The sequence below is a fragment of the Bradyrhizobium sp. CCBAU 51753 genome, from assembly GCF_015291565.1.
Taxonomy (GTDB): Bacteria; Pseudomonadota; Alphaproteobacteria; order Rhizobiales; family Xanthobacteraceae; genus Bradyrhizobium; species Bradyrhizobium ivorense.
This window is the reverse complement of sequence record NZ_CP030037.1, coordinates 5520716-5545619: the sequence shown is the minus strand read 5'-3', so window position 1 is coordinate 5545619 and position 24904 is coordinate 5520716. Positions and strand designations below refer to the sequence as shown.

Annotated in this window: 36 protein-coding genes; 34 read left to right on the top strand and 2 right to left on the bottom strand. The window is 64.3% G+C overall.

Annotation, left to right across the window (positions count from 1 at the left end; all coding sequences use genetic code 11):
* Nucleotides 1-18 precede the first annotated feature (18 nt).
* From tuf to XH93_RS25175, 31 genes are all read left to right on the top strand, one after another.
* Nucleotides 19-1209 (top strand): elongation factor Tu, encoded by a 1191-nt coding sequence (tuf, locus tag XH93_RS25325; protein ID WP_018272140.1) that lies wholly within the window; start codon nucleotides 19-21, stop codon nucleotides 1207-1209.
* A gap of 94 nt (nucleotides 1210-1303) precedes the next feature.
* On the top strand, nucleotides 1304-1612 hold the full coding sequence (gene rpsJ / locus XH93_RS25320) for a 30S ribosomal protein S10 (RefSeq protein WP_002712302.1): 309 nt from the start codon (nucleotides 1304-1306) through the stop codon (nucleotides 1610-1612).
* A 55-nt stretch (nucleotides 1613-1667) separates the two neighbouring features.
* Nucleotides 1668-2384 carry a 50S ribosomal protein L3 gene (rplC, locus tag XH93_RS25315; RefSeq protein WP_139484348.1) on the top strand — a complete coding sequence of 239 codons (717 nt, stop codon included), beginning with the start codon at nucleotides 1668-1670 and terminating at the stop codon, nucleotides 2382-2384.
* A gap of 1 nt (nucleotide 2385) precedes the next feature.
* On the top strand, nucleotides 2386-3006 hold the full coding sequence (rplD, locus tag XH93_RS25310) for a 50S ribosomal protein L4 (protein WP_139484349.1): 621 nt from the start codon (nucleotides 2386-2388) through the stop codon (nucleotides 3004-3006).
* On the top strand, nucleotides 3003-3302 hold the full coding sequence (locus tag XH93_RS25305) for a 50S ribosomal protein L23 (protein ID WP_139484350.1): 300 nt from the start codon (nucleotides 3003-3005) through the stop codon (nucleotides 3300-3302). The genes rplD and XH93_RS25305 overlap by 4 nt, the downstream gene beginning before the upstream one ends.
* Nucleotides 3303-3314: 12 nt before the next feature.
* Nucleotides 3315-4148, top strand: coding sequence for a 50S ribosomal protein L2 (gene rplB, locus XH93_RS25300; RefSeq protein ID WP_139484351.1), 834 nt, complete (start codon nucleotides 3315-3317; stop codon nucleotides 4146-4148).
* A 12-nt stretch (nucleotides 4149-4160) separates the two neighbouring features.
* A complete protein-coding gene (rpsS, locus tag XH93_RS25295) occupies nucleotides 4161-4439 on the top strand; it encodes a 30S ribosomal protein S19 (RefSeq protein ID WP_018272137.1) in 279 nt (92 codons plus the stop codon).
* A gap of 24 nt (nucleotides 4440-4463) precedes the next feature.
* Nucleotides 4464-4850 carry a 50S ribosomal protein L22 gene (gene rplV / locus XH93_RS25290; RefSeq protein ID WP_066499414.1) on the top strand — a complete coding sequence of 129 codons (387 nt, stop codon included), beginning with the start codon at nucleotides 4464-4466 and terminating at the stop codon, nucleotides 4848-4850.
* 20 nt (nucleotides 4851-4870) lie between these two features.
* A complete protein-coding gene (gene rpsC / locus XH93_RS25285) occupies nucleotides 4871-5572 on the top strand; it encodes a 30S ribosomal protein S3 (protein ID WP_097675076.1) in 702 nt (233 codons plus the stop codon).
* A gap of 30 nt (nucleotides 5573-5602) precedes the next feature.
* The gene (gene rplP / locus XH93_RS25280; protein ID WP_139862946.1) at nucleotides 5603-6016 is read left to right on the top strand and encodes a 50S ribosomal protein L16; all 414 of its coding nucleotides are present in this window, start codon (nucleotides 5603-5605) and stop codon (nucleotides 6014-6016) included.
* Between the two features lie 5 nt (nucleotides 6017-6021).
* Nucleotides 6022-6228 (top strand): 50S ribosomal protein L29, encoded by a 207-nt coding sequence (rpmC, locus tag XH93_RS25275; protein ID WP_139484354.1) that lies wholly within the window; start codon nucleotides 6022-6024, stop codon nucleotides 6226-6228.
* Nucleotides 6229-6238: 10 nt separating this feature from the next.
* Complete coding sequence (gene rpsQ, locus XH93_RS25270) at nucleotides 6239-6487, top strand: 30S ribosomal protein S17 (protein WP_092114991.1); 249 nt, start codon at nucleotides 6239-6241, stop codon at nucleotides 6485-6487.
* A 75-nt stretch (nucleotides 6488-6562) separates the two neighbouring features.
* Nucleotides 6563-6931 (top strand): 50S ribosomal protein L14, encoded by a 369-nt coding sequence (gene rplN / locus XH93_RS25265; RefSeq protein WP_011473865.1) that lies wholly within the window; start codon nucleotides 6563-6565, stop codon nucleotides 6929-6931.
* Nucleotides 6931-7245 carry a 50S ribosomal protein L24 gene (rplX, locus tag XH93_RS25260; protein ID WP_139862947.1) on the top strand — a complete coding sequence of 105 codons (315 nt, stop codon included), beginning with the start codon at nucleotides 6931-6933 and terminating at the stop codon, nucleotides 7243-7245. The genes rplN and rplX overlap by 1 nt, the downstream gene beginning before the upstream one ends.
* Nucleotides 7238-7795 carry a 50S ribosomal protein L5 gene (gene rplE, locus XH93_RS25255; RefSeq protein ID WP_139862948.1) on the top strand — a complete coding sequence of 186 codons (558 nt, stop codon included), beginning with the start codon at nucleotides 7238-7240 and terminating at the stop codon, nucleotides 7793-7795. The genes rplX and rplE overlap by 8 nt, the downstream gene beginning before the upstream one ends.
* 46 nt (nucleotides 7796-7841) lie before the next feature.
* Entirely contained in the window at nucleotides 7842-8147 is a 306-nt protein-coding gene (gene rpsN, locus XH93_RS25250; protein ID WP_016843757.1) for a 30S ribosomal protein S14, read from the top strand.
* Nucleotides 8148-8159: 12 nt separating this feature from the next.
* Nucleotides 8160-8558: a 30S ribosomal protein S8 gene (rpsH, locus tag XH93_RS25245; RefSeq protein ID WP_139484357.1), complete on the top strand. Its 399-nt coding sequence runs from the start codon at nucleotides 8160-8162 to the stop codon at nucleotides 8556-8558.
* 14 nt (nucleotides 8559-8572) lie between these two features.
* A complete protein-coding gene (rplF, locus tag XH93_RS25240) occupies nucleotides 8573-9106 on the top strand; it encodes a 50S ribosomal protein L6 (protein ID WP_139484358.1) in 534 nt (177 codons plus the stop codon).
* A gap of 11 nt (nucleotides 9107-9117) precedes the next feature.
* The gene (gene rplR / locus XH93_RS25235; protein ID WP_194469562.1) at nucleotides 9118-9477 is read left to right on the top strand and encodes a 50S ribosomal protein L18; all 360 of its coding nucleotides are present in this window, start codon (nucleotides 9118-9120) and stop codon (nucleotides 9475-9477) included.
* 58 nt (nucleotides 9478-9535) lie between these two features.
* Nucleotides 9536-10111, top strand: a complete 576-nt coding sequence (rpsE, locus tag XH93_RS25230; RefSeq protein ID WP_139862949.1) for a 30S ribosomal protein S5 — start codon at nucleotides 9536-9538, stop codon at nucleotides 10109-10111.
* Between the two features lie 27 nt (nucleotides 10112-10138).
* Nucleotides 10139-10330 (top strand): 50S ribosomal protein L30, encoded by a 192-nt coding sequence (gene rpmD, locus XH93_RS25225; RefSeq protein ID WP_024578582.1) that lies wholly within the window; start codon nucleotides 10139-10141, stop codon nucleotides 10328-10330.
* A 22-nt stretch (nucleotides 10331-10352) separates the two neighbouring features.
* Nucleotides 10353-10841: a 50S ribosomal protein L15 gene (rplO, locus tag XH93_RS25220; RefSeq protein ID WP_194469561.1), complete on the top strand. Its 489-nt coding sequence runs from the start codon at nucleotides 10353-10355 to the stop codon at nucleotides 10839-10841.
* 148 nt (nucleotides 10842-10989) lie between these two features.
* On the top strand, nucleotides 10990-12321 hold the full coding sequence (secY, locus tag XH93_RS25215) for a preprotein translocase subunit SecY (RefSeq protein WP_139484361.1): 1332 nt from the start codon (nucleotides 10990-10992) through the stop codon (nucleotides 12319-12321).
* Nucleotides 12322-12337: 16 nt separating this feature from the next.
* The gene (locus tag XH93_RS25210) at nucleotides 12338-13537 is read left to right on the top strand and encodes a preprotein translocase subunit SecY (RefSeq protein ID WP_194469560.1); all 1200 of its coding nucleotides are present in this window, start codon (nucleotides 12338-12340) and stop codon (nucleotides 13535-13537) included.
* Entirely contained in the window at nucleotides 13534-14412 is an 879-nt protein-coding gene (locus XH93_RS25205; protein ID WP_194469559.1) for an adenylate kinase, read from the top strand. Before XH93_RS25210 ends, XH93_RS25205 begins: the two co-directional genes overlap by 4 nt.
* A gap of 191 nt (nucleotides 14413-14603) precedes the next feature.
* Nucleotides 14604-14972, top strand: a complete 369-nt coding sequence (gene rpsM / locus XH93_RS25200; RefSeq protein ID WP_139484364.1) for a 30S ribosomal protein S13 — start codon at nucleotides 14604-14606, stop codon at nucleotides 14970-14972.
* A gap of 114 nt (nucleotides 14973-15086) precedes the next feature.
* Entirely contained in the window at nucleotides 15087-15476 is a 390-nt protein-coding gene (gene rpsK / locus XH93_RS25195; RefSeq protein ID WP_006021048.1) for a 30S ribosomal protein S11, read from the top strand.
* 119 nt (nucleotides 15477-15595) lie between these two features.
* Complete coding sequence (locus XH93_RS25190) at nucleotides 15596-16624, top strand: DNA-directed RNA polymerase subunit alpha (RefSeq protein ID WP_172626979.1); 1029 nt, start codon at nucleotides 15596-15598, stop codon at nucleotides 16622-16624.
* A gap of 135 nt (nucleotides 16625-16759) precedes the next feature.
* Complete coding sequence (rplQ, locus tag XH93_RS25185; protein WP_139862953.1) at nucleotides 16760-17176, top strand: 50S ribosomal protein L17; 417 nt, start codon at nucleotides 16760-16762, stop codon at nucleotides 17174-17176.
* A gap of 138 nt (nucleotides 17177-17314) precedes the next feature.
* The gene (locus XH93_RS25180) at nucleotides 17315-18109 is read left to right on the top strand and encodes an SDR family NAD(P)-dependent oxidoreductase (protein WP_194469558.1); all 795 of its coding nucleotides are present in this window, start codon (nucleotides 17315-17317) and stop codon (nucleotides 18107-18109) included.
* 6 nt (nucleotides 18110-18115) lie between these two features.
* Nucleotides 18116-18415, top strand: coding sequence for a DUF1330 domain-containing protein (locus tag XH93_RS25175; RefSeq protein WP_194469557.1), 300 nt, complete (start codon nucleotides 18116-18118; stop codon nucleotides 18413-18415).
* Nucleotides 18416-18430: 15 nt separating this feature from the next.
* Here XH93_RS25175 and XH93_RS25170 read toward each other — a convergent pair whose 3' ends face one another.
* Nucleotides 18431-19444, bottom strand: coding sequence for a zinc-binding alcohol dehydrogenase family protein (locus tag XH93_RS25170; protein ID WP_194469556.1), 1014 nt, complete (start codon nucleotides 19442-19444; stop codon nucleotides 18431-18433).
* Between the two features lie 153 nt (nucleotides 19445-19597).
* Here XH93_RS25170 and XH93_RS25165 point away from each other — a divergent pair, with 153 nt between their 5' ends.
* A complete protein-coding gene (locus XH93_RS25165) occupies nucleotides 19598-19975 on the top strand; it encodes a helix-turn-helix domain-containing protein (protein WP_194469555.1) in 378 nt (125 codons plus the stop codon).
* 164 nt (nucleotides 19976-20139) lie between these two features.
* Here XH93_RS25165 and XH93_RS25160 read toward each other — a convergent pair whose 3' ends face one another.
* A complete protein-coding gene (locus XH93_RS25160; protein ID WP_194469554.1) occupies nucleotides 20140-21738 on the bottom strand; it encodes an OprO/OprP family phosphate-selective porin in 1599 nt (532 codons plus the stop codon).
* A gap of 290 nt (nucleotides 21739-22028) precedes the next feature.
* Here XH93_RS25160 and XH93_RS25155 point away from each other — a divergent pair, with 290 nt between their 5' ends.
* Nucleotides 22029-23453 (top strand): DegQ family serine endoprotease, encoded by a 1425-nt coding sequence (locus XH93_RS25155; protein WP_194469553.1) that lies wholly within the window; start codon nucleotides 22029-22031, stop codon nucleotides 23451-23453.
* A 7-nt stretch (nucleotides 23454-23460) separates the two neighbouring features.
* Nucleotides 23461-24795, top strand: a complete 1335-nt coding sequence (locus tag XH93_RS25150; protein ID WP_194469552.1) for a replication-associated recombination protein A — start codon at nucleotides 23461-23463, stop codon at nucleotides 24793-24795.
* Nucleotides 24796-24904: the final 109 nt, after the last annotated feature.

The following is a 24904-nucleotide window of genomic DNA, read 5'->3' as shown; positions in this document are numbered from 1 at the left end:
GATTGAACGGAGAGTCAAATGGCCAAAGCTAAATTCGAACGTAACAAGCCCCACTGCAACATCGGGACCATCGGTCACGTCGACCATGGCAAGACCTCGCTGACCGCAGCGATCACCAAGGTGCTCGCAGAAACCGGCGGCGCGACGTTCACCGCCTACGACCAGATCGACAAGGCGCCGGAAGAGAAGGCGCGCGGCATCACCATCTCGACCGCGCACGTCGAGTACGAGACCACCAACCGTCACTACGCCCACGTCGACTGCCCCGGCCACGCCGACTACGTGAAGAACATGATCACCGGCGCTGCCCAGATGGACGGCGCGATCCTGGTCGTGTCGGCCGCCGACGGCCCGATGCCGCAGACCCGCGAGCACATCCTGCTCGCCCGCCAGGTCGGCGTGCCCGCGCTCGTCGTGTTCCTCAACAAGTGCGACATGGTCGACGATCCGGAGCTGCTCGAGCTCGTCGAGCTCGAAGTCCGCGAGCTGCTCTCGAAGTACGAATTCCCGGGCGACAAGATCCCGATCATCAAGGGCTCGGCGCTCGCCGCCCTCGAAGACAAGGACAAGAAGCTCGGCCACGACGCCATCCTCGAGCTGATGCGCAATGTCGACGAGTACATCCCGCAGCCGGAGCGTCCGATCGACCAGCCGTTCCTGATGCCGGTGGAAGACGTGTTCTCGATCTCGGGCCGCGGCACCGTGGTCACCGGTCGTGTCGAGCGCGGCGTGATCAAGGTCGGCGAGGAAATCGAGATCGTCGGTATCCGCGACACCCAGAAGACCATCGTCACCGGCGTCGAAATGTTCCGCAAGCTGCTCGATCAGGGCCAGGCCGGCGACAACATTGGTGCGCTGCTCCGCGGCACCAAGCGCGAGGAAGTCGAGCGCGGCCAGGTGCTGTGCAAGCCCGGCTCGGTCAAGCCGCACACCAAGTTCAAGGCTGAGGCCTACATCCTCACCAAGGAAGAGGGCGGCCGTCACACTCCGTTCTTCACCAACTACCGTCCGCAGTTCTACTTCCGCACCACCGACGTGACCGGCGTCGTGCATCTGCCGGAAGGCACCGAGATGGTGATGCCGGGCGACAACATCGCGATGGAAGTGCACCTGATCGTGCCGATCGCGATGGAAGAGAAGCTGCGCTTCGCGATCCGCGAAGGCGGCCGCACCGTCGGCGCCGGCGTCGTCGCCGCCATCATCGAGTAACGGTGGATCAATCAAGTTTGCGGCGGGTGGGTTCGCCCACTCGCCGCTCACCACCCGCTATTCGCAGGTAAGCGACGAAGAAAGAGATACGGCAATGAACGGCCAAAACATTCGCATCCGTCTCAAGGCGTTCGACCATCGGATCCTCGATACGTCGACCCGTGAGATCGTGAACACGGCGAAGCGCACCGGTGCGCAGGTTCGCGGACCCATTCCGCTGCCGACCCGCATCGAGAAGTTCACCGTCAACCGTTCGCCGCACGTTGACAAGAAGAGCCGCGAGCAGTTCGAGATGCGCACCCACAAGCGCCTCCTCGATATCGTCGACCCGACCCCGCAGACCGTCGATGCGCTGATGAAGCTCGACCTGGCCGCCGGTGTCGACGTCGAGATCAAGCTCTAAGGATTTTGGATTTTTACGTCCGCCGCTTGCGGACAGAAAGACAGGAAGCACGCCGATGCGCTCCGGAGTGATCGCACAGAAGGTCGGGATGACGCGGGTCTTTACGGAGACCGGCGAGCATATCCCTGTGACCGTGCTGAAGCTGGGCAACTGCCAGGTGCTGGGCCACCGCACCACCGAGAAGAACGGCTATGTCGCGCTTCAGCTCGGCGCCGGCACCCGCAAGACCGTCTACATGCCCAAGGCCGAACGCGGCCAGTTCGCGGTCGCCAAGGTCGAGCCCAAGCGCAAGGTCGCCGAGTTCCGCGTGTCCGAGGACGCGCTGATCCCGGTCGGCGCGGAAATCCAGGCGGACCATTTCGTGGTCGGCCAGTTTGTCGACGTCACCGGCACCTCGATCGGTAAGGGCTTTGCCGGCGGCATGAAGCGCTGGAATTTCGGCGGTCTGCGCGCCACCCACGGTGTGTCGATCTCGCACCGCTCGATCGGTTCGACCGGTGGCCGTCAGGATCCCGGCAAGACCTGGAAGAACAAGAAGATGCCCGGTCACATGGGCGTCGACCGTATCACCACGCTGAATCTCCGCGTGGTCTCGACCGATGTCGAGCGCGGCCTGATCCTCGTCGAAGGCGCCGTTCCCGGCTCCAAGGGCGGCTGGATCTCGGTGCGCGACGCGGTGAAGAAGCCGCTGCCGAAGGAAGCTCCGAAGCCGGGCAAGTTCAAGGTTGCCGGCGGCGAGGCCGAGGCTGTGGCCGAGAAGGAGGGTGCGTGAGATGGAACTGAAAGTCACGACCCTTGAAGGCAAGGACGCCGGTTCGGTTGAGCTCTCCGATGCGATCTTCGGGCTCGAGCCGCGCGCGGACATCATTCAGCGCTGCGTGCAGTGGCAGCTGAACAAGCGGCAGGCCGGCACCCACAAGACCCAGGGCCGCGCCGACGTCTGGCGCACCGGCAAGAAGATGTACAAGCAGAAGGGCACCGGCGGCGCCCGTCACGGCTCGGCCCGCGTGCCGCAGTTCCGCGGCGGTGGCCGTGCGTTCGGTCCGGTGGTCCGCTCGCACGCGACCGACCTGCCGAAGAAGGTGCGCGCGCTGGCGCTCAAGCATGCGCTTTCGGCCAAGGCCAAGGACGGCGGGCTCGTCGTCATCGACTCGGCCGCCGTCAAGGAAGCCAAGACCAAGGCGCTGCTCGGTCACTTCTCCGGCCTCGGGCTCACCAACGCGCTGATCATCGACGGCGCCGAGCTCAACGCCGGTTTCGCGACCGCGGCCCGCAACATTCCGAACATCGACGTGCTGCCGATCCAGGGCATCAACGTCTACGACATTCTCCGCCGCCACAAGCTGGTGCTGACCAAGGCTGCGGTTGATGCGCTGGAGGCGCGCTTCAAATGAAGACTATCGACCCGCGCCATTACGACGTGATCGTCGCTCCTGTCGTGACCGAAAAGGCGACGCTCGCCTCGGAGCACAACAAGGTGCTGTTCAAGGTCGCCAGCAAGGCGACCAAGCCGCAGATCAAGGAAGCGGTCGAGAAGCTGTTCGACGTCAAGGTGAAGAGCGTCAACACTCTCGTTCGCAAGGGCAAGACCAAGGTGTTCCGCGGCAATCTCGGCTCGCAGTCGGACACCAAGCGCGCGATCGTGACCCTGGAAGAGGGCCACCGCATCGACGTGACTACCGGACTATAAGGCGCAACGACGATGGCATTGAAAACCTACAATCCCACGACGCCGGGCCAGCGCCAGCTGGTCATGGTCGATCGTTCGGCGCTCTACAAGGGCAAGCCGGTGAAGGCGCTGACCGAGGGCAAGCTCGGCAATGGCGGCCGCAACAACACCGGCCGCATCACCGTGCGCTTCCGCGGCGGCGGCCACAAGAAGGCGTATCGCACCGTCGACTTCCGCCGCGACAAGGTGGACGTGCCGGCGATCGTGGAGCGGCTCGAGTATGATCCGAACCGCACCGCGTTCATCGCGCTGATCAAGTATCAGGACGGTGAACTGGCCTACATCCTGGCGCCGCAGCGCCTGGCCGCGGGCGACACCGTCGTCGCCGGCAACTATGTCGACGTGAAGCCAGGCAACGTCATGCCGCTCGGCAACATGCCGGTCGGCACCATCGTGCACAACATCGAGCTGAAGATCGGCAAGGGCGGCCAGCTGGCGCGCTCTGCCGGCACCTACGCCCAGATCGTCGGCCGCGACCAGGACTACGTGATCATCCGCCTGAACTCGGGCGAGCAGCGTCTCGTGCACGGCCGTTGCCGCGGCACGATCGGCGCGGTGTCGAACCCGGATCACATGAACATCTCGATCGGCAAGGCCGGTCGTACCCGCTGGCTCGGCTGGCGTCCGCACAACCGCGGCGTCGTCATGAACCCGATCGACCATCCGCACGGCGGTGGTGAAGGTCGCACCTCGGGCGGTCGCCACCCGGTCACTCCGTGGGGCAAGCCGACCAAGGGCAAGAAGACCCGCACCAACAAGTCGACCAACAAATTCATTCTCCTCAGCCGCCACAAGCGGAAGAAGTAAGGAACGCCGGACATGGTTCGTTCAGTCTGGAAAGGCCCGTTCGTCGAGGGTTCTCTGCTCAAGAAGGCAGATGCCGCGCGCGCGTCCGGCCGTCACGACGTCATCAAGATCTGGAGCCGCCGCTCCACCATCCTGCCGCAGTTCGTCGGGCTCACCTTCGGCGTCTACAACGGCCAGAAGCATGTGCCGGTGGCGATCAACGAGGAAATGGTCGGTCACAAGTTCGGCGAGTTCTCGCCGACCCGGACCTTCCACGGCCACTCGGGCGACAAGAAAGCCAAGAAGGCTTAGAAAGTTAGGCTTGAGGAATAGACGATGAGCAAACCAAAGCGCGAACGTAGCCTCGCGGACAATGAGGCCAAGGCCGTCGCCCGCATGCTGCGCGTCAGCCCGCAAAAGCTCAACCTGGTGGCGCAGCTGATCCGCGGCCGCAAGGCGTCGGCGGCGCTCGCCGACCTGCAGTTCTCGCGCAAGCGGATCGCGGTCGACGTCAAGAAGTGCCTGGAATCGGCGATCGCCAACGCCGAGAACAACCATGACCTCGAGGTCGACGATCTCGTCGTCGCCGAGGCGCATGTCGGCAACGGCATCGTGATGAAGCGTTTTGCTCCGCGCGGCCGTGGCCGTTCGGGCCGTGTGTACAAACCGTTCTCGCACCTGACCATCGTGGTTCGTCAGGTCGAGGCCGAGGCAAGCGCTTAAGAAGGGCGCAGGAGAAGACGATGGGTCAAAAGATCAATCCAATCGGGCTGCGTCTCGGCATCAACCGGACCTGGGACTCCCGTTGGTTCGCCGGCAAGCAGGAATACGGCAAGCTGCTGCATGAGGACGTCAAGATCCGTGAGATCCTGCACAAGGAGCTCAAGCAGGCGGCTGTCGCCCGCATCGTGATCGAGCGGCCGCACAAGAAGTGCCGGGTGACGATCCATTCGGCGCGTCCGGGCGTCGTGATCGGCAAGAAGGGCGCCGACATCGACAAGCTGCGCAAGAAGGTCGCCGACATCACCTCGTCGGACGTCGTGATCAACATCGTCGAAATCCGCAAGCCGGAGCTCGACGCCACCCTGGTCGCCGAATCGATCGCCCAGCAGCTCGAGCGCCGCGTCGCGTTCCGCCGCGCCATGAAGCGCGCCGTGCAGTCGGCGATGCGTCTCGGTGCCGAGGGCATCCGCATCAACTGCTCGGGCCGTCTCGGCGGCGCCGAAATCGCGCGCATGGAGTGGTACCGCGAAGGTCGCGTGCCGCTGCACACGCTGCGCGCCGACGTCGACTACGGCGTCGCCACCGCGTTCACGACCTTCGGCACCTGCGGCGTCAAGGTCTGGATCTTCAAGGGCGAGATCCTCGAGCACGATCCGATGGCCCAGGACAAGAAGATGGCCGAGGGCGACAGCACGCCGCGTTCGCGCCGCGACGCCGCTTGAGGCAGATTGGGAATTTGAGGGCCTAAAGCCATGATGCAACCTAAGAAAACGAAGTTCCGGAAGGCGCATAAGGGCCGTATCCACGGCGTTGCGACCTCTGGCGCGACGTTGGCGTTCGGCCAGTTCGGCCTCAAGGCGATGGAGCCTGATCGCGTCACCGCCCGCCAGATCGAAGCCGCCCGCCGCGCGCTGACCCGTCACATGAAGCGCGCCGGCCGCGTCTGGATCCGCGTGTTCCCGGACGTGCCGGTGTCGAAGAAGCCTGCCGAAGTCCGCATGGGCTCGGGCAAGGGCGCGCCGGAATTGTGGGTGGCGCGGGTCAAGCCGGGCCGCGTGATGTTCGAGATCGATGGCGTCAACGTGCAGACCGCCAAGGAAGCGCTGTCGCTCGCCGCCGCCAAGCTGCCGATCAAGACGCGCTTCGTTGCGCGCATTGCGGAGTAATCGCCATGGCCGAGATGAAAGTTGAAGACATTCGCGCGATGAGCGACGACCAGCGGGAAGACGCGATCGTCAACCTGAAGAAGGAGCGCTTCAACCTGCGCTTCCAGCGCGCCACCGGGCAGCTGGAGAACACCTCGCGGATGCGGGAAGCCCGCCGCGACATCGCTCGTATCAAGACCATCGCCGCGCAGCTGCGCGCGAAGAAGAAGTAAGGGGCCAGCTATGCCGAAACGTACTCTGCAGGGCGTGGTCGTCAGCGACAAGCAAGCCAAGACGGTCGTGGTGCGGGTCGATCGCCGCTTCACCCACCCGATCTACAAGAAGACGATCCGCCGTTCCAAGAACTACCACGCGCACGACGAGGACAACCAGTTCAAGCCGGGCGACATGGTCTGGATCGAGGAATCGAAGCCGATCTCGAAGCTGAAGCGCTGGACCGTGGTCCGGGGCGAACACAAGAAAACGGCCTGATTACTTCGGCTGGACCGAGGGTTTTCAGGGAAATTTTGAGCGCGCTAAAGCGCAGAAAGAGGACGAGGTGCATCAATGATTCAGATGCAGACCAACCTCGACGTGGCCGATAATTCTGGCGCACGCCGTGTCATGTGCATCAAGGTGCTTGGAGGCTCCAAGCGCCGCTATGCCACCGTGGGCGACGTTATCGTTGTGTCGATCAAGGAAGCCATTCCGCGTGGCAAGGTGAAGAAGGGCGACGTGATGAAGGCCGTCGTGGTCCGGGTCCGCAAGGACATCCGCCGCGCCGACGGTTCGGTCATCCGCTTCGACCGCAACGCCGCCGTGCTGATCAACAACCAGTCGGAGCCGGTCGGCACCCGTATCTTCGGGCCGGTGCCGCGCGAGCTTCGCGCCAAGAACCACATGAAGATCATTTCGCTCGCGCCGGAGGTGCTGTGATGGCTGCCAAGATCCGCAAGGGCGACAAGGTCGTCGTGCTGACCGGCCGCGACAAGGGCCGCACCGGCGAGGTGTTCGAGGTGCGGCCGGACGAGAACAAGGCTCTCGTTCGCGGCATCAACATGGTGAAGCGTCACCAGAAGCAGACCCAGAACCAGGAAGGCGGCATCATCTCCAAGGAGGCGCCGATCGACCTGTCCAACGTTGCGTATGTCGGCAAGGACGGCAAGCCGACCCGCATCGGGTTCAAGATTCTAGCCGATGGCAAGAAGGTTCGTGTTGCCAAGAGCTCGGGAGCAGAGATCGATGGCTGAGACCGTTTACGTGCCGCGCCTGCGCGCGGAGTATGACAAGAAGATCCGCGGCATGATGACCGAGAAGTTCGGCTATGCCAATGTGATGCAGGTTCCGCGCCTGGACAAGGTCGTGCTCAACATGGGCGTCGGCGATTCCGTCAACGACCGCAAGAAGGCCGAGACCGCCGCTGCGGAGCTGAGCCAGATCGCCGGCCAGAAGGCGATCGTGACCTATTCGCGGATCGCGATCGCGACCTTCAAGCTGCGTGAGAACCAGCCGATCGGCTGCAAGGTCACGCTGCGCAAGGCCCATATGTACGAGTTCATCGACCGCCTGGTGAACGTGGCGCTGCCCCGCGTCCGCGACTTCCGCGGCCTGAACCCTAAGAGCTTCGACGGCCGCGGCAACTATTCGCTCGGCATCAAGGAGCACATCATTTTCCCCGAGATCGACTTCGACAAGGTCTCTGAGGCGCGTGGCATGGACATCACGGTCTGCACCACCGCCAAGACCGACGACGAGGCACGTGCCTTGTTGACCGCTTTCAATTTCCCGTTCCGGCAGTGAGTAGCTGACAAAAAGCCACTCAAACGCGGATACCCAGGAGCCAAGCATGGCAAAGAAGAGTTCAGTCGAGAAGAACAACCGGCGCAAGCGGATGGCGAAGAACGCCGGCCCGCGCCGCGAGAAGCTGAAGGCGATCATCGCCGACAAGACCAAGCCGATGGAAGAGCGCTTCGCGGCGACGCTGAAGCTCGCCGAGATGCCGCGCAACTCGTCGCCGACGCGCATCCGCAACCGCTGCGAGCTGACCGGGCGTCCGCGCTCGAACTATCGCAAGAACAAGCTCTCGCGCATCGCGCTGCGTGAACTCGGCTCCAAGGGCCTGGTTCCCGGGCTCGTGAAGTCGAGCTGGTAAGGAGGGCGGACCATGTCTACGCACGATCCGATCTCCGATCTCATCACCCGCATCCGCAACGCGCAGATGCGCTCGAAGTCCAAGGTCTCGAGCCCCGGCTCGAAGATGCGCGCCAACGTGCTCGAGGTGCTGAAGTCCGAGGGCTACATCCGCGGCTACGCCAGCGTCGAGCATGCCTCGGGCCGCAGCGAGCTCGAGATCGAGCTGAAGTATTTCGACGGCGAGCCCGTCATCCGCGAGATCGAGCGGGTGTCGAAGCCCGGCCGCCGGGTTTACGCTTCGGTGAAGAATCTGCCGCGCGTGAACAACGGTCTCGGCATTTCGGTGTTGTCGACGCCGAAGGGAATCATGGCTGACCACGAGGCGCGCGAGGCGAACGTGGGCGGCGAAGTTCTCTTCACGGTGTTCTGAGGAAGGAATTTGCGATGTCACGTATCGGCAAGCGGCCGGTGACGATCCCGTCGGGTGTGACGGCGACCGTGGAAGGCCAGACGGTGAAGATGAAGGGGCCGAAGGGCCAGCTTCAGTTCGTCGTGCATAACGACGTCGAGGTGAAGTTCGAGAACGGTCAGGTCAAGGTCGCCCCGCGCGTCAAGACCAACCGCGCGCAGGCGCTGTACGGCACCGCGCGCGCCCAGGTCGCCAACCTGGTCGAAGGCGTCACCAAGGGTTTTGAGAAGAAGCTCGAGATCACCGGCGTCGGCTACCGCGCCGCGATGCAGGGCAAGAACCTGCAGCTCGCGCTCGGCTACAGCCACGACGTGATCTACGCGATCCCGGAAGGCATCACCATCGCGGTGCCGAAGCCGACCGAGATCACGATCACCGGCAACGACCCGCAGCGCGTCGGCCAGGTCGCGGCCGAGATCCGCGCCTACCGTCCGCCGGAGCCCTACAAGGGCAAGGGCGTGAAGTACGCCAACGAATTCATCTTCCGCAAGGAAGGCAAGAAGAAGTAACGGAGCCGGTCATGTCACTCAAGGTTACGAATGCCCGGCGCAAGCAGCGCGTGCGCCTTGCGCTTCGCCGCTCGGCAGGCGGCCGTCCGCGGCTGTCGGTGTTCCGCTCGTCCAAGCACATCTACGCCCAGGTCATCGACGACCAGAAGGGCGAGACGCTGGCTTCGGCCTCGTCGCTGGAGAAGTCGATGCGCGATGCCGGCAAGACCGGCGCCGACATCGATGCGGCCAAGGCGGTCGGCAAGCTGCTCGCCGAGCGCGCGGCGCAGAAGGGCGTGAAGGAAGTCGTGTTCGATCGCGGCGCCTACATCTATCACGGGCGCGTCAAGGCGCTGGCGGATGCGGCGCGCGAAGGCGGGCTCAGCTTCTAAACCGAATTGAACGATTACGAGGAAAGAGGCATCGGCCTCCTAGAGATTGGAAAACACCATGGCAGGTGAACGCGAACGCGGCGGACGCGAACGGAGCAGGGAGCGCGAGGAGCGCGACAGCGAGTTCGTCGACAAGCTCGTCCACATCAATCGCGTGGCGAAGGTCGTCAAGGGCGGCAAGCGCTTCGGCTTCGCGGCGCTGGTCGTGATCGGCGATCAGAAGGGCCGGGTCGGGTTCGGCCACGGCAAGGCGCGCGAAGTGCCGGAGGCGATCCGCAAGGCGACCGAGTCGGCGAAGCGCAATCTGACCCGCGTCGCGCTGCGCGAGGGCCGCACGCTGCATCACGACATCGCCGGCCGTCACGGCGCCGGCCGCGTCTATCTGCGTGCCGCTCCGGCCGGTACCGGCATCATCGCCGGCGGCCCGATGCGCGCGGTGTTCGAGACGCTCGGCATCCAGGACGTGGTGGCGAAGTCGATCGGTTCGTCGAACCCCTACAACATGGTTCGCGCCACCTTCGACGCGCTGAAGCATCAGGACTCGCCGCGCTCGGTGGCGGCGCGCCGCAACATCAAGGTCTCCACCCTGCAGTCGCGCCGCGTCGGCGGCGACGCCGAAGCGGTGGCGGAATAACCCGCGCGATATTTGGAGTCATAAGTCATGGCCAAGGCCAGCAAGACGATCAAGGTCGAGCAGACCGGCAGCGCAATCCGCCGCCATCACTCGCAGCGTTCGACGCTGATCGGCCTCAAGCTCAACAAGATCGGCCGGGTTGCCGAGCTGCAGGATACCCCTGAAGTTCGCGGCATGATCAGCAAGGTCCAGCATCTCGTCCGCGTCGTCGGCGAGTAAGCAAGAGATAAGGAGAAGGGCGATGAAGCTCAGCGATATCGCCGACAACGCCGGCTCGCGCAAGAAGCGCATGCGGGTCGGCCGTGGCATCGGTTCCGGCAAGGGCAAGACCTCGGGCCGCGGCGGCAAGGGCCAGACCGCGCGTTCCGGCGTCCGCATCAAGGGTTTCGAAGGCGGCCAGATGCCGATGCATCGGCGCCTGCCGAAGCGCGGCTTCAACAACATCTTCCGGCTCGAATTCGCCGAGATCAATCTCGACCGGCTGCAGGACGCGATCGACAACAAGCTGGTCGACGTCTCGGAGACCGTGAACGCGGAATCGCTGGTCAAGGCCGGCGTGCTGCGCCGCGCCAAGGACGGCGTGCGGCTGCTCGGCCGTGGCGAGATCAAGGCCAAGCTGACCATTGAGGTGCACGGCGCCTCCAAGTCGGCCATTGCCGCGGTCGAAAAGGCCGGCGGCTCGGTCAAGATCCTGGCCCCCGCCAAGACCGAAGAAGGCGAGGCGGCGTAACAACTGCGTCATTGCCTACGTACCTCGTAGGCAATCCGCAGCTCGAATGATGGACTTATCGAGGCCAAACACCAGATAATGTCCGGTGTCTGCCGGTCGCCCCCGGGACGGGGGCGTCGGCAAAGGGGGCTCCGGGAGAAAGCCGAACATGGTCTCAGCAGCCGAACAACTTGCCGCAAATCTCAATTTCGGAGCGCTGGCCAAGGCCGACGAGCTGAAGAAGCGCATCTGGTTCACCCTGGGTGCGCTGCTTGTTTATCGGCTCGGCACCTACATCCCGTTGCCCGGCATCGATCCCAACATCTGGGAGCAGGTGTTCCGCAGCCAGTCCGGCGGCATCCTCGGCATGTTCAACATGTTCGCCGGCGGCGGCATCCACCGCATGGCGATCTTCGCGCTGAACATCATGCCGTACATCTCGGCGTCGATCATCGTTCAGCTGCTCACCACCGTGTCGCCGCAGCTCGAGGCGCTGAAGAAGGAAGGCGAGGCGGGCCGCAAGACGCTGAACCAGTACACGCGCTATCTGACCGTGATCCTGGCCGCGTTCCAGTCCTACGGCATCGCGATCGGCCTCGAAGGCGCCGGCAACGTCGTCAGCGACCCCGGCATGTTCTTCCGCCTGTCGACCACGATCACGCTGACCGGCGGCACCATGTTCCTGATGTGGCTCGGCGAGCAGATCACCTCGCGCGGCATCGGCAACGGCATTTCGCTGATCATCCTGTCCGGCATCGTCGCCGAGCTGCCGGCGGCGCTCGCCAACATGCTGGAACTCGGCCGCCAGGGTGCGATGTCGACCGGCCTGATCCTGATCGTCATCGTGATGGCGGTCGCCGTGATCGCCTTCATCGTGTTCATGGAGCGCGCCCAGCGCCGGCTCTTGATCCAGTATCCGAAGCGCCAGGTCGGCAACAAGATGTTCGAGGGCCAGTCCTCGCATCTGCCGCTCAAGCTCAACACCTCGGGCGTGATCCCGCCGATCTTCGCCTCGTCGCTGCTGCTGCTGCCGACCACGGTCGCGAACTTCAACGCCGGCAAGGGCCCGGAGTGGTTCCAGTGGATCACCACCCAGCTCAGCCACGGCCGGCCGCTGTTCCTGTTCATGTACCTCGCGCTGATCGTGTTCTTCGCGTTCTTCTACACCGCGATCGTGTTCAACCCGACGGAGACCGCGGACAATCTGAAGAAGCACGGCGGCTTCATTCCGGGCATCCGGCCCGGCGAGCGCACCGCCGAATATATCGACTACGTGCTGTCGCGCATCACGGTGGTCGGCGCGATCTATCTGGCGATCGTCTGTCTGATTCCCGAAATCCTGATCTCCTATGCCTCGGTGCCGTTCTACTTCGGCGGCACCTCGCTGCTGATCGTCGTCAGCGTGACGATGGATACGGTGGCGCAGGTCCAGGGCTATCTCCTGGCCCATCAATATGAGGGCCTGATCCGCAAGTCGAAACTGCGCGGACGCCGCCGCTGATGGGCACCGCCGGCAAATGAGCGAACTGGCGCGCCGCATCGCAATCACGATCGGCGCGCTGCTCATTTACAGGCTCGGCTGCTTTATCCCCATATCGGGTCTGTCGCCGCAGGCTGGTCTGCTTCAGCCGAATGCGGCTGCGCGCCTCTCGATCTTCTCGCTTGTCATCTTCCCCTACCTCAGCGCGGCGATCATCATTCAGCTCGTCTCGGTGGTGTGGGGCAGGTTGAGCGCGCTCGAACGATCCGGCGAGGCAGGCCGTCGCAGAATCGCACGCTATACGTTGAGCCTGACGCTGCTGTTTGCCGCATTCCAGGCCTTCGGCATCGCGTCCACCTTGCAGAGCATGCGCGGCCTCGTTGCCGAACCCTCCGCCTGGTTTCTGATCTCCACCACCGCGACACTGGTTGGTGGTGTGTTCTTCCTGGTGTGGCTCAGCGAGCTGATCACCCGTCACGGGATCGGCAATGGCCTCGCGCTCATTTTGAGCGTGGGCATCGTCGCTGCGTTCCCCGCCGAGGTTGCCACGACCATCGAGCTTCTGAGGCAGGGTGCCGTCTCCGGCAATCTCGTGCTGTTCAATGCCATCCTCTCGGTTGCGGTCGTGGCGATGATCGTCCTCGTCGAATCGGCGCGGCGGAACGTGCCGGTGCAGTACGTCGCGCGCCAGGTCGGAAAGCGGGTGTTTGCCCCACGCGCCTCTGTGCTGCCGATCAAGCTCAACAGCGCCGGCTTCCTGATCCCGGTGACTGTGGCGCCTTGGATATTCAATCTGCCGCTGGCGCTCGCGACCTTGGTGTTCGGACAGACGCTGTGGCTGGCCGCGGCTTACGCGCACCTGACGTACGGAAAACCGCTCAACATCGTCCTCATATCCATCGCGGTCTTTCTGCTCGCCTTCATCTATGCGGCCCGCGTGCTGGATCCCGAGCACGCCGCCGCAACCCTGCAGAAGCTGGGCGGCACGATACCGGACGTCGCGCCGGGCGATGCGACCGCCGACCATCTCGACCGCATCGCGTCGTTGACGACCGTCGTCGGAGCCGTCTACCTCGTCGCGGTATTGCTGATTCCGGCGGCCCTGTTGGCAAGCGGGACGGTGCTACCCTATAACTTCGCTGGTGGTTCGGTGCTGATTGTGGTTTGCACTATTCTTGATCTGAAAAAGCAGGTGCGCGAGCTATCGCGCATCAATCGTGGGGGCGAACGCATATGAGACTTATCCTTCTCGGTCCGCCGGGCTCGGGCAAGGGGACCCAGGCGCAGCGGCTGGTCCATAAGCATGGCATCGTGCAGCTTTCGACCGGCGAGATGCTGCGTGCGGCGGTTGCCGCCGGCACGCCGGTTGGGCTGCAGGCCAAGGAGATCATGGCCAATGGCGGCCTGGTTCCCGACGAGGTTGTGGTGGGGATCATCGCCGACCGCATCGAGCAGCCCGATGCCAAGAAGGGCTTCATTCTCGACGGCTTCCCGCGCACTGTCCCGCAGGCCGAAGCCCTCGACGATCTGCTCAAGAGGAAGCACCTCAAGCTCGACGCGGTGGTCGAACTGCGCGTCAACGAGAGCGCGTTGCTCGAGCGGGTCGAGAAGCGCGCCGAGGAGACCCGGGCGCGGGGCGAGGAGGTCCGCCTCGACGACACGCCGGAAGTGCTGACCAAGCGTCTGGCGCAGTACCGCTCGATGACCGAGCCGCTGATTCACTATTATTCGGAGCGGCGGAAGCTTTTGACCGTCGATGGCATGATGACCATCGAGCACGTCACCCGCGAGATCAACCGGATCCTCGCCGCGATCGGGGCGCTGGAACCGAAGGGGCACGAGGAACCCGCCAAGGCGGCTAACAAGGCGACCAAGAGGCCCGCCAAAAAGACTGCCAAGGCCGCCAAGAAGGCAGCCAAAGGCGCCAAAAAGGCTGCCAAGGGCGCCAAAAAGGCCACCAAACCGGCTCCGAAGGCCGCCAAGGGGGCTGGCAGGGGCGCTTCCAAGGCCAGGACCGCCAGGAGCACCGCCCGCGGCGTCAGTGCCCGGAAGGGGGCAAAGGCCGCCAAAAAGCCTGCAAAAAAGGCCGTAAAAAAGCGCGCTAAACGCTAGGAGCGGTTGACGAAACCGACATGAATCCTTTAATAAGCCCCGCATCCAAGTCGGATAGTTTTATGACGATGCCGGGCCCCAAAGGACATGAGGGGAAGGGCGTCGTGTTCGCGTTTGTGGACACACTGCCCGCAACAGCAAGAACTTGAAAAGCCCGTATCCGTGATGGATCGGCGACAGGAGAGAAGTCCGTGGCCCGTATTGCCGGCGTCAACATTCCTACCAACAAGCGCGTCCTGATCGCGCTTCAGTACATCCATGGCATCGGCCAGAAGAATGCGGCCGACATCATCGAGAAGGTCAAGATCCCGCTGGATCGTCGCGTCAGCCAGCTGACCGACCAGGAGGTCCTCCAGATCCGCGAAGTCATCGACCGCGACTATCTGGTCGAGGGCGACCTCCGTCGCGAGGTCGGCATCAACATCAAGCGGCTGATGGACCTCGGCTGCTATCGCGGCCTGCGTCATCGCCGCGGTCTGCCGGTGCGTGGCCAGCGCACCCACACCAATGCGCGCACGCGCAAGGGGCCGGCCAAGGCGATCGCCGGCAAGAAGAAGTAAGTTTTGCGAATTGCAGGTGGGGGGTAGCGAAGCAATCTTCGCTACTCGCCATTTGCGTTTTGAGGTGTAGCCGCTGGCACTACGGCGGCGTTGAGATCACAGGAAAGGTTTGAAATGGGCAAGGAAGCCACCCGCGTACGCCGCCGCGAACGCAAGAACATCGCCTCCGGCATCGCGCACGTGAATTCGTCGTTCAACAACACGACCATCACCATCACCGACGCGCAGGGCAACACCATCGCCTGGTCGTCGGCCGGCACGATGGGCTTCAAGGGCTCGCGCAAGTCGACCCCCTATGCCGCGCAGGTTGCGGCCGAAGACGTCTCCAAGAAGGCGCAGGAGCACGGCATGCGCACGCTGGAGGTTGAAGTGGCCGGCCCCGGTTCGGGCCGTGAATCGGCGCTGCGTGCGCTGCAGGCTGCGGGCTTCACCGTCACCTCGATCCGCGACGTGACCACCATCCCGCACAATGGTTGCCGTCCGCGCAAGCGCCGGCGCGTCTGATCTATCGTCGCGGGCGGCCCGGCCGCTCGCGATTCGTTTTTGGAATTACCGCGCGGACTGTTCCGCGATCTCCAACGCCAGGTACGGCCATTCGACTGGGCCGATCGACCGGCACATGGGTGAAAACAGTGACGATCCAGAAAAATTGGCAAGAGCTCATTCGACCGAACAAGCTGCAGGTGACGCCCGGCTCGGACGCGACCCGCTTCGCCACCGTCGTCGCCGAGCCGCTCGAGCGTGGCTTCGGCCAGACGCTCGGCAACGCGCTGCGCCGCATCCTGTTGTCCTCGCTGCAGGGCGCCGCGGTGCAGTCGGTGCACATCGACGGCGTGCTGCACGAGTTCTCCTCGATTGCCGGCGTTCGTGAGGACGTCACCGACATCGTGCTCAACATCAAGGACATCTCGATCAAGATGCAGGGCGAAGGCCCGAAGCGCATGGTCGTGAAGAAGCAGGGCCCGGGCGCCGTCACCGCTGGTGACATCCAGACCGTCGGCGACATCACCGTGCTCAATCCCGACCTGCAGCTCTGCACGCTGGACGACGGCGCCGAGATCCGCATGGAGTTCACGGTCACCACCGGCAAGGGCTACGTCGCCGCCGAGCGCAACCGTCCCGAGGACGCGCCGATCGGCCTGATCCCGGTCGACAGCCTGTTCTCGCCGGTCCGCAAGGTCTCCTACAAGGTCGAGAACACCCGCGAGGGCCAGATCCTCGACTACGACAAGCTGACCATGACGATCGAGACCAACGGCGCGATCACGCCGGATGACGCGGTGGCCTATGCCGCGCGCATCCTGCAGGATCAGCTCAACGTGTTCGTCAACTTCGAAGAGCCGCGCAAGGAAGTCACCCAGGAGATCATCCCCGATCTCGCGTTCAACCCGGCCTTCCTCAAGAAGGTCGACGAGCTCGAGCTGTCGGTGCGTTCGGCAAACTGTCTGAAGAACGACAACATCGTCTACATCGGCGACCTCGTGCAGAAGTCGGAAGCGGAAATGCTCCGCACCCCGAACTTCGGCCGCAAGTCGCTGAACGAGATCAAGGAAGTGCTGGCCCAGATGGGTCTGCATCTCGGCATGGAAGTGCCGGGCTGGCCGCCGGAGAACATCGACGAGCTCGCCAAGCGCTTCGAGGATCACTACTGAGCGAATAGGGAGTAGCGAGTGGAAGACCATTCGCTATTCACCATTCGCTACTCGCTACTTTGGGCGAACGCAGGAAGCCCACCTGAGAAACTTGTCGCTGAACCACCGCGACAGAATTGAAGAAGGAATAAGTCAATGCGTCACGGCAAGGTTCATCGCAAGCTCAACCGCACCGCCGAGCACCGGCGTGCGATGTTCGCCAACATGTCGGCGGCCCTGATCAAGCACGAGCAGATCGTCACCACGCTGCCGAAGGCCAAGGAGCTGCGGCCGATCGTCGAGAAGCTCGTCACCCTCGGCAAGAAGGGCGGCCTGGCGTTGCGCCGCCAGGCGATCTCGGAGCTGCGCGACGTCGACCAGGTCAAGAAGCTGTTCGACGTGCTGGCGCCCCGCTACAAGGATCGCCAGGGCGGCTACACCCGCATCATCAAGGCCGGCTTCCGCTATGGCGACAACGCGGCGATGGCCGTGATCGAGTTCGTCGACCGCGACGTCGATGCCAAGGGCCAGGACTCCGGTCCGACCCAGGAAACGGAAGCCGAGGCTGCGTAAGCCGGTATCGAGCCCGAGGATATCAAGATGGTTTGGAAAACGGCGCCCCTAGGGCGCCGTTTTTGTTTGCGCACATGCCCGGTTGCGCTGACACGATCGCGCACAGATATCTCCCGCAGCATTCACAGGAGACCTCCCATGAAGATCGACCTTTCCGGAAAAACTGCGCTGGTGACCGGCTCGACCGCGGGCATCGGCAAGGCCATCGCCAGAGGCCTTGCGGCGACAGGGGCGGAGGTCGTCGTCAACGGCCGCGGCCAGGCCAAGGTCGACGCCACCGTTGCCGAGATCGCCAGGGAGGTGACGGGCGCAAAGGTCCGCGGCATTGCCGCCGACGTTTCCACCGCCGCCGGCTGCAAGGCGCTACTCGCCGCGGTGCCTGATGTCGACATCCTCGTCAACAACGCCGGCATCTTCGAGCCAAAGCCGTTCTTCGAGATTCCCGACGAAGACTGGAGCCGCTTCTTCGATATCAACGTGATGTCGGGCGTGCGGCTGTCGCGCGGCTACATGCAGGGCATGTTGAAGCGCAACTGGGGACGCATCGTCTTCATCTCCTCAGAATCCGGCCTCAACATCCCGACCGAGATGATTCAGTACGGCATGACCAAGACCGCGCAGCTCGCGATCTCGCGCGGGCTCGCGGAGCTGACCCGCGGCACCGCCGTGACCGTCAACTCGGTGCTGCCGGGGCCGACGATGTCGGAGGGCGTCGAGACCTTCGTCAAGGATCTGGCGAAGCAGAACGGCCAGTCGGTCGAGGAGGCCGCATCCAACTTCGTCAAGCAGCACCGGCCGACTTCGCTGTTGCAGCGCTTTGCCAGCACTGAGGAGATCGCCAACATGGTGGTCTATGTCTGCTCGAAGGGGGCGTCGGCGACCAACGGCGCGGCGCTGCGCGCCGAAGGCGGCATCGTCAACACCATCGCGTGAGGCTGCATGCCGGCCTACGTGATCTCGGAAGTCGAGATGCGGGACGCTGCCGCGTTCGAGGCCTATCGCACGCTGGCGGCAGAGACCATTGCACAATACGGCGGCCGCTACATCGTGCGCGGTGGAGCGGCCGAACTGGTGGAGGGCGGTCCGGCGCCGAAGACCATCGTCATCGTCGAGTTTCCGACGATGGCGATCGCGCGGGAGTGGTACGCCTCGGCAGAATACGCCGAGGCGCTGAAGCATCGGCGGACCGCGCTGGACCGCCGGCTCATCTTCGTCGAGGGCGTGCTGCCGATGACGTGAAACCGCAGGGCAGGGCTACCAGCCCTCCAGCACGATCTTTCCACGCGACTTGCCGCTTTCCAGCAGCGCATGCGCGCGCTTGAGGTTGGCGGCGTTGATGGTGCCAAAGGTCTGGTCGAGCGTGGTGCGCAGCACGCCCTTGTCGAGGAGATCGGCGACGTCGTTGAGCAGATGATGCTGCGCGATCATGTCCGGCGTCTGGAACGACGAGCGCGTGAACATCGATTCCCAGTGCACCGAGACCGCCTTGCCCTTGAAGGCGGCGACGTTGAACTCCGGCGGATCGTCGATCAGGCCGAACTTGCCCTGCGGCGCGATGAAGTCGGCGATGCTCTTGTAGTGCTGGTCGGTGTAGGTGAGGCTGGCGACGAGGCCGACCGGCGGCAGCTTCAACTTGTCGATCTGCTCCTTCATCGGCTTGCCGTGATCGATCACGGCGTGCGCGCCGAGATCAAGGCACCATTTTTGCGACTCCGGCCGCGTCGCGGTCGCGACCACAGTGAGCCCGGTGAGGCGGCGCACGAGCTGGATCAGGATCGAGCCGACGCCGCCGGCGCCGCCGGTGATGAGGAGCGTGCGCGGATCGAGGCTCTTGCCCGGCACCGCGCCGAGCCGGTCGAACAGCAACTCCCAGGCGGTGATCGAGGTCAGCGGCAGCGCTGCGGCCTGCGCGTAGGACAGCGACGTCGGCTTGTTGCCGACGATGCGCTCGTCGACCAGATGAAACTGCGAATTGGTGCCCTGGCGCTGGATCGAGCCGGCATAGAACACCTCGTCGCCCGGCTTGAAGAGGGAGACATCGGGACCGACGGCGTCGACCACGCCGGCCGCGTCAAAACCGAGGATCTTGTATTCGCCCTCGGCAGGCGCCGCGCGCCTGCGGACCTTGTAGTCGACCGGGTTGACCGAGATGGCCTTGACCGCGACCCTGATGTCGCGGCCTTTCGGCTCCGGCTTTGCGATCTCGAAATCGACGAGCGAATCAGCCGCCTCGATGGGCAGCGACTTCTGGTATCCGACGGCCTTCATGCCTGGTCTCCATGGCTTACGCGATTGCCTGCCGCTCTACCTGTCGCGCTGGCTTCCGTTTGGCAAGTACTGTAAATTTGGGGAACTAGTCCCCGTTTGTATACTATTGGGAAAATCCCGGGAAAAACTTCAAGAAAGACTTCAGGAAACCTCATGAAGCGGCAGAATTTTTCACGCCGGCCCGGCTGCGCGGTCGAGACCGCGCTCGACCTGATCGACGGCAAATGGAAGGGCGTGATCCTGTATCACCTGCAGGCCGGCACCCAGCGCTTCGGCGAATTACGCCGGCGGATGCCCAGCGTCACCCAGCGCATGCTGACCAAGCAGCTGCGCGCGCTCGAGCAGGACGGTCTCGTGATCCGCAAGGTCTATGCCGAGGTGCCGCCGCGGGTCGAATACACGCTGTCCGAGCTCGGCGAGAGCCTGCGTCCTGTGATCGATATCTTGAAAGCCTGGGGCGAGGGCCACCAGGAGCGGCTGTCCGGCGCGCCGGCGCCCGACGTCGTGAAGAAGCCGAAGCGCGCGGCCTGATGCGAGATCGCGCCTTCACCTCTCCCGAAGGGAGAGGTCGGATCGCATCGTGAGATGCGATCCGGGTGAGGGGTCACAGTCCACCACGAACGCTGCGGCCCCTCACCCGAATTGCTTCGCAATTCGACCTCTCCCCGTTGGGGAGAGGTGAGAGCGAAGCTGCGTCAGAACGCAACCTGGGTGCGCAGCGCCACCGCGTCGAACTTCGAGCCGACATCTGCGCTCGAGGTCGGCGAGGCCTGCTTGGAGATGTTGCCATGCAGGTAGTCCAGCATGAAGCGGACGTTGTTGTTGACGTACCAGTTCAGCGCCGCGGTGTAGACGGTCTGCCGTCCGCCCGCGATGCCGGTCGCCTGCGCGATCTGATCGTTGAGGTTCATCTGGCTCACCCGTCCGGCGATTTCCCAGGCGCCCCAGCCGCCGCTGGCGAGCGAGAACGGATCCCTCGGCTTGATGCCGCTGTAGGAGGCCGTTGACGAGTTGTAGGCATGGTTCTCGCCGGTCAGCACGTAGCCGACCTGCGCATAACCGCCGTCGAACTTCAGGCTCGGCGCGCCGAACGGCGGCAGGCCGGTGTTCGCAGAACGGTCGATGTTGAACCAGTAGTACTCACCCTGTGCGATGAACGGACCGTAGGTCGCCGCGGCCTCGACGCCGTAGACCTGCGCGCCGGAGACGTTGGCGATCGCACCGGTCGAGATCAGCGTGGTCGGATCGATGCGCAGCTCGGGCCGATCGCTGAGCGTGAGCGTCTGTGCCTGGGTCAGCTGGTTGCGCGGCGGCTGGATCAGCCATTCTGCATCGGCGCCGATATGCACCGAGTAATCCTTGCCGTTGATCGGATTGCCGGCGATGCGGACGACGCTGCCATACTGCTCGGACGAGCCTGCCGGGGTGACGCTGGAGGCGGAGTGGATCTGGCCCGTGGTCGGTCCGGTGACGTAGCCGCCGATCCAGAGCTGGTCGTTCCACCAGCGGGTGCCGACGGCCGAACGGAAGTCACCGGCCGCGATGTTCTGCGCGATGATGCCGGCCGAGGCGCGCTCCATGAATAGGATGTCGTTGGAGCTGGTCGACTCGTCCATCGTCCACAGCACGTCCATGATGCCGCCTTCGATCGCCATCTTGCCGCCGAATGGCTTCAAGCCGGTGTAGCTCAGATAGGCGTTCTCGATGCCCGAGGTGCCGCCGCCCGGCAGCGATCCCGGCGCTGCGCCGCCAAAACCGTCGGAGGAGCCGCCGAAGTCGTAGATCAGCGAGTAGTTCCAGTCGCCGAAGAATTTGCCGACGACGCCGATGCGCGCACGGCGAACGTTCTCGCCGCTGTCGAGCTTCTGCGGCACGGTGCCGGCGGTGTTCGGACGATAGTCGTAACCGCCGACGTCCCAATGCACGCGGCTGGTGATGGCGACGCAGTTCTGCTCGTCAGCGGTACAGATCGTCGGCCGGTTGTTCGGCAGCGTCACCACGACGCCGGACGGCGCGACCGGGCCCTTGACCGGGATCGCGGCATTGGCGGTCGCGACTCGCGCGGCCTTGGCGTCCGCCGCCTTCGCATTGGCGTTGGCGCTTGCCGCGGTCGCGGTGTTGGCGTTGGTCTGCTTTTGCAACTTGTCGAGCTTCTGCTCGAGCAGCTTCAGCTGCTGCTTCAGCAGCGCGATCTCTGCATCGCTGCCGCCACCGGCCGATTGCGAATGTGCCGGCGAAGCGGCAAGCGCTCCCGCCAATCCGATGGCGATTGCGCCTAGTCTTGTTGCACCCATTGTGCACCCCTGTTGTGTTTGAAGTCCCCGCTCACTGAATTCGAGTCCTAGATTTTGATCGTGACTGACACACGACAGCATAACCCGGGATTTCAGTTCCGCTTGTTGTACACGGGCAACAAGCGGAGCTGCTTCGTGAGATGACAAGCATCATAGAAGCCACGCGGCGCGTCAACGCGGCCACGGCGGTTTTTGCACCGGTGTGGCCGGGGGGCCAGCTAACCGGTCAGGCACCCTTCAATTGCCGCGCGAACGCGCCTATATTCCGGCGTTTTCCGCGAGAGGTGAGAATGCTCCGACCCGTCCGCTTTGCTGCCCTATCCGTTCTGTCCGTGCTGGTTTTGGCAGGGAATCTTTGCCAGGCGGAGGCCCAGGATCGAACCCAGGACCGCCGGGTGCCGTCCTCGCAGGCGGAGCTCAGGCTGTCCTACGCGCCGATCGTGCAGCGCGTGCAGCCGGCAGTGGTCAATGTCTATGCCGCCAAGACCGTCCAGAACCGCAATCCGCTGCTCGACGATCCGATCTTCCGCCGCTTCTTCGGCGTGCCGGGACAGCAGCCGGAGCAGATGCAGCGCTCGCTCGGCTCCGGCGTGATGGTCGATTCGACCGGACTTGTGGTCACAAACAATCACGTGATCGAGGGCGCCGACCAGGTGAAGGTCTCGCTCGCCGACAAGCGGGAATACGAGGCCGAGATCGTCTTGAAGGACAGCCGCACCGACCTCGCCGTGCTCAGGCTGAAGAACACCAACAAGGAGAAGTTCACGACCCTCGACTTTGCCAATTCCGACGAGCTTCTGGTCGGCGACGTCGTGCTCGCGATCGGTAACCCGTTCGGCGTCGGCCAGACCGTCACCCACGGCATCGTCTCGGCCTTGGCGCGCACTCAAGTCGGAATCACGGATTATCAATTCTTCATTCAGACCGACGCCGCGATCAATCCGGGCAATTCCGGCGGTGCGCTGGTCGACATGACTGGGCGGCTTGCCGGTATCAACACCGCGATCTTCTCGCGCTCCGGCGGTTCGCAGGGCATCGGCTTTGCGATTCCCGCCAACATGGTGCGGGTGGTGGTGGCCTCGGCCAAGAGCGGCGGCAAGGCGGTGAAGCGGCCATGGCTCGGCGCGCGGCTGCAGGCGGTGACGCCCGAGATCGCCGAGACGCTCGGACTGAAGCTGCCGACCGGCGCACTGGTCGCCAATGTCGCGCCGAACAGCCCGGCGGCGAAGGCGGGGCTGAAACTGTCCGACCTGATCGTTTCGATCGACGGCCAGACCATCGACGACCCCAACGCATTCGACTACCGCTTCGCCACCCGTCCGCTCGGCGGCACCGCCGATATCGAGGTGCAGCGCGGCGGCAAGCCGGTCAAGCTCGCGGTGCCGCTGGAGACCGCGCCCGACACCAACCGCGACGAGATCGTGCTGACCGCGCGCTCGCCGTTCCAGGGCGCCAAGGTCGCCAACATCTCGCCGGCGCTGGCCGACGAGCTGCATCTCGATGCCGGCGCCGAGGGCGTCGTGGTGACTGATCTCGCCGATGACGGCACCGCGGCCAATGTCGGCTTCCAGAAGGGCGACATCATCCTTGCGGTCAACAACCAGAAGATCGCGCGCACCGGCGACCTCGAGAAGGCCTCGAAGACCGGCACACGGATCTGGCGAATCACCCTGGTGCGCGGTGGCCAGCAGATCAACGTGACGCTCGGCGGATGAGTCCCAGGTGAGCGCAAAGCAGCCGCGAGAAGCCAGTAACCTCTTTGCTGCGGCGGGGATGGAGCAGGACGCGCCGCATCCGCTGCCGGACCGGTTGCGTCCGCGCTCGCTTGGCGACGTCGTCGGCCAGGATCACATCCTCGGCCCCGACGGCGCGCTGACCCGCATGCTGGAGACGCGCACGCTGGGCTCGCTGGTGTTCTGGGGACCGCCCGGCACCGGCAAGACCACCGTGGCGCGGCTGCTGGCCGATGCCACCGAGCTGCACTTCGAGCAGATCTCGGCGGTGTTCTCCGGCGTCGCCGACCTGAAGAAGGCGTTCGATGCGGCGCGCGCCCGCCGCGAGACCGGCAAGGGCACGCTGCTGTTCGTCGACGAGGTGCACAGATTCAACCGCGCGCAGCAGGACTCCTTCCTGCCGGTGATGGAGGACGGCACCGTGGTGCTGGTCGGCGCCACCACCGAGAACCCGTCGTTCGAGCTCAACGCGGCGCTGCTGTCGCGCGCCCGCGTGCTGGTGTTCCATTCGCTGGATGCCGCCGCGATCGAGAAATTGTTCGCCAATGCCGAGAAGATCGAGGGCAAGGCGCTGCCGCTCGATGCCGAGGCGCGCGCGGTGCTGGTGCGGATGGCCGATGGCGATGGCCGCGCCTCGCTGACCTTGGCCGAGGAGGTCTGGCGCGCCGCACGCAAGGGCGAGGTGTTCAACGCCGCACAGTTGCAGGACATCCTGCAACGCCGCGCGCCTATCTACGACAAGTCGGCGGACGGCCATTACAATCTGATCTCGGCGCTGCATAAATCGGTGCGCGGCTCCGATCCGGATGCGGCGCTGTATTATTTGGCGCGGATGTTCGACGCCGGCGAGGACCCGCTGTTCCTAGCGCGGCGCGTGGTGCGCATGGCGGTGGAGGATATCGGGCTGGCCGATCCGCAGGCGCTGGTGATCTGCAACGCCGCCAAGGATGCCTATGATTTCCTCGGCTCGCCCGAGGGCGAGCTCGCGATCGCGCAGGCCGTGATCTATCTCGCCACCGCGCCGAAATCGAATGCCGCCTACACCGCGTTTGGCGCGGCGATGGCCGCCGCCAAGCAGGGCGGCTCGCTGCTGCCGCCGAAGCATATTTTGAACTCGCCGACCAAGCTGATGAAGTCGGAGGGCTACGGCTCCGGCTATCAGTACGATCACGACATGCCCGACGCGTTCTCCGGGCAGGACTACTTCCCGGAAGCGCTGGGCCGGCAGACCTTCTACGATCCGCCCGACCGCGGCTTCGAGCGCGAGATCCGCAAGCGGCTGGACTACTGGGCCAAGCTGCGGGCGCAGCGTGGAGGCGGCTGACATCTCCCTGAAATAGCTCTATGCTATTGCGGCAACCTCCGGGGGAATGGCATGGATAACATATGGCTGACCGCTGCCATTGTCGGCGTACCGCTATTGGCTGGCCTCG

Bases quoted from the DNA above. Each gene is read 5' to 3' on its own strand.
- rpsQ (WP_092114991.1), top strand. From the start codon at position 6,239: ATGCCGAAACGTACTCTGCAGGGCGTGGTCGTCAGCGACAAGCAAGCC.
- XH93_RS25180 (WP_194469558.1), top strand. From the start codon at position 17,315: ATGAAGATCGACCTTTCCGGAAAAACTGCGCTGGTGACCGGCTCGACC.
- rplR (WP_194469562.1), top strand. From the start codon at position 9,118: ATGTCACTCAAGGTTACGAATGCCCGGCGCAAGCAGCGCGTGCGCCTT.
- rpsC (WP_097675076.1), top strand. From the start codon at position 4,871: ATGGGTCAAAAGATCAATCCAATCGGGCTGCGTCTCGGCATCAACCGG.
- rplO (WP_194469561.1), top strand. From the start codon at position 10,353: ATGAAGCTCAGCGATATCGCCGACAACGCCGGCTCGCGCAAGAAGCGC.
- XH93_RS25170 (WP_194469556.1), bottom strand. From the start codon at position 19,444: ATGAAGGCCGTCGGATACCAGAAGTCGCTGCCCATCGAGGCGGCTGAT.
- XH93_RS25210 (WP_194469560.1), top strand. From the start codon at position 12,338: ATGAGCGAACTGGCGCGCCGCATCGCAATCACGATCGGCGCGCTGCTC.
- secY (WP_139484361.1), top strand. From the start codon at position 10,990: ATGGTCTCAGCAGCCGAACAACTTGCCGCAAATCTCAATTTCGGAGCG.
- rplV (WP_066499414.1), top strand. From the start codon at position 4,464: ATGAGCAAACCAAAGCGCGAACGTAGCCTCGCGGACAATGAGGCCAAG.
- XH93_RS25155 (WP_194469553.1), top strand. From the start codon at position 22,029: ATGCTCCGACCCGTCCGCTTTGCTGCCCTATCCGTTCTGTCCGTGCTG.
- rpsK (WP_006021048.1), top strand. From the start codon at position 15,087: ATGGGCAAGGAAGCCACCCGCGTACGCCGCCGCGAACGCAAGAACATC.
- rplN (WP_011473865.1), top strand. From the start codon at position 6,563: ATGATTCAGATGCAGACCAACCTCGACGTGGCCGATAATTCTGGCGCA.
- rplE (WP_139862948.1), top strand. From the start codon at position 7,238: ATGGCTGAGACCGTTTACGTGCCGCGCCTGCGCGCGGAGTATGACAAG.
- rpsS (WP_018272137.1), top strand. From the start codon at position 4,161: ATGGTTCGTTCAGTCTGGAAAGGCCCGTTCGTCGAGGGTTCTCTGCTC.
- rplF (WP_139484358.1), top strand. From the start codon at position 8,573: ATGTCACGTATCGGCAAGCGGCCGGTGACGATCCCGTCGGGTGTGACG.
- rplD (WP_139484349.1), top strand. From the start codon at position 2,386: ATGGAACTGAAAGTCACGACCCTTGAAGGCAAGGACGCCGGTTCGGTT.
- rpmC (WP_139484354.1), top strand. From the start codon at position 6,022: ATGGCCGAGATGAAAGTTGAAGACATTCGCGCGATGAGCGACGACCAG.
- XH93_RS25205 (WP_194469559.1), top strand. From the start codon at position 13,534: ATGAGACTTATCCTTCTCGGTCCGCCGGGCTCGGGCAAGGGGACCCAG.
- rplX (WP_139862947.1), top strand. From the start codon at position 6,931: ATGGCTGCCAAGATCCGCAAGGGCGACAAGGTCGTCGTGCTGACCGGC.
- rplQ (WP_139862953.1), top strand. From the start codon at position 16,760: ATGCGTCACGGCAAGGTTCATCGCAAGCTCAACCGCACCGCCGAGCAC.
- rpsE (WP_139862949.1), top strand. From the start codon at position 9,536: ATGGCAGGTGAACGCGAACGCGGCGGACGCGAACGGAGCAGGGAGCGC.
- XH93_RS25305 (WP_139484350.1), top strand. From the start codon at position 3,003: ATGAAGACTATCGACCCGCGCCATTACGACGTGATCGTCGCTCCTGTC.
- rpsJ (WP_002712302.1), top strand. From the start codon at position 1,304: ATGAACGGCCAAAACATTCGCATCCGTCTCAAGGCGTTCGACCATCGG.
- rplB (WP_139484351.1), top strand. From the start codon at position 3,315: ATGGCATTGAAAACCTACAATCCCACGACGCCGGGCCAGCGCCAGCTG.
- rpmD (WP_024578582.1), top strand. From the start codon at position 10,139: ATGGCCAAGGCCAGCAAGACGATCAAGGTCGAGCAGACCGGCAGCGCA.
- tuf (WP_018272140.1), top strand. From the start codon at position 19: ATGGCCAAAGCTAAATTCGAACGTAACAAGCCCCACTGCAACATCGGG.
- XH93_RS25165 (WP_194469555.1), top strand. From the start codon at position 19,598: ATGAAGCGGCAGAATTTTTCACGCCGGCCCGGCTGCGCGGTCGAGACC.
- rpsN (WP_016843757.1), top strand. From the start codon at position 7,842: ATGGCAAAGAAGAGTTCAGTCGAGAAGAACAACCGGCGCAAGCGGATG.
- XH93_RS25160 (WP_194469554.1), bottom strand. From the start codon at position 21,738: ATGGGTGCAACAAGACTAGGCGCAATCGCCATCGGATTGGCGGGAGCG.
- rplP (WP_139862946.1), top strand. From the start codon at position 5,603: ATGATGCAACCTAAGAAAACGAAGTTCCGGAAGGCGCATAAGGGCCGT.
- rpsH (WP_139484357.1), top strand. From the start codon at position 8,160: ATGTCTACGCACGATCCGATCTCCGATCTCATCACCCGCATCCGCAAC.
- rplC (WP_139484348.1), top strand. From the start codon at position 1,668: ATGCGCTCCGGAGTGATCGCACAGAAGGTCGGGATGACGCGGGTCTTT.
- XH93_RS25175 (WP_194469557.1), top strand. From the start codon at position 18,116: ATGCCGGCCTACGTGATCTCGGAAGTCGAGATGCGGGACGCTGCCGCG.